Here is a 3267-nt window from a genome sequence, read left to right as displayed (position 1 = left end):
CGGATGCCGCCGCAGCCGAGGATTGCGGGCTGAGCGCGGCCGATGCCACCAACCTCACGCTGGCCCCGACCTGGCCGGAGGTCGCGGGTTCCGGGGCCGCACCCGCCCCGATGACGTTGTCCCGCTACGACGACCAGACGGCGCTGGCCGATCCGCAGCAGCGCGCCGACGGCTTGTTCTTCAACCCCGGTGTCGGCATCTGGCAGCTCGACTCGGCAGGTCTGGGGGCGCAGGAAACCGCTGCCACCGCAGTGGATTCGCGGTCGGCGGCGAAGACGGCCGCCGCGCACGTCGTGGGTCGGTACTGCGACTCGGCCGCGGATGGTGCTTCCGCTGCGGAATCCCGTGCGGCCGCGTGGTCGGCTTGGCACGCCTGCGACGAAGGCGCGTGCGAGGACATCTACCAACGGCTCGCCACCAACGGCGTCACGAAGGTCGATTCGGTCGGCCGCTACGGCGGCGGTGAACCGCGCAAGTGCACCTTCGAGGGCGCCACCTACGACTGCCTCTACATCGATCCGCATGCTGCGGAAGGCGAAGATGCCTGGCTGTCGCCGGATTTCGGGCCGGCGCCGGTGCCCGCGCCGTTCTACGCGTTCACCTACTCCAGCGGGGGCGGCGAGTACGAGGTCCGGTACTGGCTGAAGGGTGATTCGGGAGCGGACACCGACGTCTCGGCCTCCCGGAAACTGGGGACCGACGCGCGCAGCGAGCTGTCCTGGTCCGCGGAGTCCGCGCTTTGCGACACCACGGCAGGCCGCGGCAACTGCTGATCGGCAGGGGAGGGGAGCGCTGCCGCTTCCCTCCCGCATGTGCCCGAGCGCACCCCGCGAACCGGCTGGCACCGCGTGCCACGCCGGGTATGGTCCGGCCAGCCTCGGCAGGGGCATGATGGCGTCGGTGGTCGAATGGACCGGAGTCGAACGAACCGGGAGGCGGCAGTGGGCTCGTCTGTGATCGTTGCTGGAGCACGCACCCCGATGGGGCGGTTGCTCGGCTCGTTGAAGGACTTCAGCGGCGCCCAGCTCGGCGCGGTGGCGATCAGGGCCGCGCTGGAACGCGCGGGCGTGCCGCCGGAGCAGGTGCAGTACACGATCATGGGCCAGGTGCTGACCGCCGGAGCCGGGCAGATCCCGGCCCGGCAGGCCGCGGTCGGCGCCGGCATCCCGATGGACGTTCCCGCGCTCACCGTCAACAAGGTCTGCCTGTCCGGGCTGGACTCGATCGCCCTGGCCGACCAGCTGATCAGGGCGGGCGAGTTCGACGTGGTCGTCGCGGGCGGGCAGGAGTCCATGACGCAGGCCCCGCACCTGCTGACCAACTCCCGCGAAGGCATCAAGTTCGGTGACGGCCAGCTCGTCGACCACATGTCCTTCGACGGCCTGACCTGCGCGTTCGACCAGATGGCGATGGGTGCCTCGACCGAGAAGTACAACTCCCGGCACGGCCTGACCCGCCGCGCGCAGGACGAGTTCGCCGCCCGCTCGCACCAGCGCGCCGGAGCCGCGGCCGAGCGGGGCGTGTTCGCCGAGGAGATCGCGCCGGTCAGCGTGCCGCAGCGCAAGGGCGACCCGGTCGTGGTCGACAGCGACGAAGGCATCCGGGCCGACACCACCGCGGACGGCCTCGGCAAACTGCGCCCGGCGTTCGCACCGGACGGGACGATCACCGCGGGCTCGGCCTCGCAGATCTCCGACGGCGCCGCCGCGGTCGTGGTGATGAGCAAGGCCAAGGCCGACGAGCTCGGACTGGACTGGCTGGCCGAGATCGGCGCGCACGGCGTCGTCGCCGGGCCGGACGCGAGCCTGCACGAGCAGCCGTCGAACGCGATCAAGGCCGCGCTGGCCAAGGGCGGGCAGCGCACCGCCGAGCTGGACCTCGTCGAGATCAACGAAGCGTTCGCCGCGGTCGGGCTGGTCTCCGCGCAGGCGCTCGGGCTCAGCGAGGACGCGGTGAACGTCAACGGCGGTGCCATCGCGCTCGGCCACCCCATCGGCATGTCCGGCGCCCGGCTGGCGCTGCACCTCGCGCTCGAGCTGCGGCGCCGCGGCGGCGGGCAGGGCGCGGCGGCGCTGTGCGGCGGTGGCGGCCAGGGCGACGCGCTGCTGCTGCGCGCGGCCTGACCTCGACGCACGGGGAAACCCGGAAATCACCCTGATGCCACCCGGGTTCCGGGTCACCGAGGCCGATCGCCCGGAGTGCGCGCCGCTACCCTGGCGGGCATGAAATGGCTACCTGGCGGATGGCAGCGCGCGGACCGGGCGGAACGGGAATGGGCGACCGTGCCGGGCAGGACCACCGAGAAGACCACCCTGAACCAAGGCAACGCCCAGGGTGGCCCGGGGACGCGCGTCTACGGCCGGGACGAACGCCCGCAGGAGCCGGCCGCGCCGATCGGGCTCGGCCCGGAGGCCCGGGACGTCGACGTTTCCGCGGGCACCTTCCGGATGCTGCTGCTCGGCGGCGGGGTGAGCGGGTTCCTCACCGTGCTGTGCGCGGCGACCCTGGTCAACCGCGGCAACACGGTCGGCATGTGGATCTGGCAGCTGGTGTTCGGGGTCGTGTTCCTGTGGTTCGCGTTCTCCGCGAGCGGGATGCTCAACAGCCGCGGCTTCCTGGTGGACCGCAGCGGCTTCTACGCGCGCACCCGCGGTGAGGTGTTCGGCGTGCCGTGGAAGGAGATCTCCGCCATCGGCATCGGCCGGCTGCCGTGGATCGAGCAGAACCGGCCGGTGCACCCGGAGCGGCGGGTAGCGCTGGAGTTCTACCCGGCCGACGCCGGATTCAGCTCCCGGCACCCGGAGCTCGAGCGCTGGCTCGTCGAGGAACCGCCGTCCGTCGCGGACACCCCGGGCGTGCGCTACCGGTTCCACCTCCCGCCGTTCAGCCGCGTGCCCCGCGCGGTGGAGCAGGCGGTGCAGACCTCGGCACCGCGCAAGTGGATCGGCCATTACCGCAGGCACCTGCCGCCCATGCCGACGAACAACGACTCGGTCCGGCGCTGAGTCCCGGGGCGGTGCCGCGGCGAGCCGCAGCGGTTCACCAGCCGAGGCTGTCGAGCGGGTCGGCCGGTTTCAGCGCCGGGTCTTCGGCACCGAACGTGCGCGCCCGCCCGCGGCCGGTGCGCGCGGTCTCGAACCGGACCGTGACCCGGCCGAGCCCGGCGCCCTGCACCCAGCCGTGCCCGTGCTCCGGGTGGAACACGTCGTCACCCGCTCGCCACGGGCGCTGGAACAGCGGCTCGGACTCGGCGGGTTGCTCGGCGGG

3 protein-coding genes and 1 pseudogene are annotated in these 3267 nt (G+C 72.7%); 3 read left to right on the top strand and 1 reads right to left on the bottom strand.

All coding sequences use genetic code 11. From position 1 onward, the window contains the following. The 3 genes from IJH84_RS24340 to IJH84_RS24330 all read left to right on the top strand — a co-directional run. The coding region (locus IJH84_RS24340; RefSeq protein WP_295149507.1) for a hypothetical protein at nucleotides 1–773 on the top strand (773 nt) is incomplete at its 5' end. Nucleotides 774–941: 168 nt separating this feature from the next. After that, a complete protein-coding gene (locus IJH84_RS24335; RefSeq protein ID WP_295149504.1) occupies nucleotides 942–2123 on the top strand; it encodes an acetyl-CoA C-acetyltransferase in 1182 nt (393 codons plus the stop codon). A gap of 99 nt (nucleotides 2124–2222) precedes the next feature. Continuing rightward, nucleotides 2223–3005 (top strand): hypothetical protein, encoded by a 783-nt coding sequence (locus IJH84_RS24330; protein WP_295149499.1) that lies wholly within the window; start codon nucleotides 2223–2225, stop codon nucleotides 3003–3005. 34 nt (nucleotides 3006–3039) lie between these two features. Here IJH84_RS24330 and IJH84_RS24325 read toward each other — a convergent pair. Then, a pseudogene (locus tag IJH84_RS24325) lies at nucleotides 3040–3267 on the bottom strand (DNA polymerase IV); the annotation flags it as partial.

Source organism: Saccharopolyspora sp., assembly GCF_017434145.1.
Classification (GTDB): domain Bacteria; phylum Actinomycetota; class Actinomycetes; order Mycobacteriales; family Pseudonocardiaceae; genus Saccharopolyspora_C; species Saccharopolyspora_C galaxeae.
The sequence above is the reverse complement of the archived record's forward strand: the minus strand, read 5'-3'. Positions and strand labels throughout refer to the sequence as shown.

Coding starts and splice junctions, on each gene's coding strand:
- IJH84_RS24330 (WP_295149499.1), top strand. CDS start 2,223: ATGAAATGGCTACCTGGCGGATGGCAGCGCGCGGACCGGGCGGAACGG.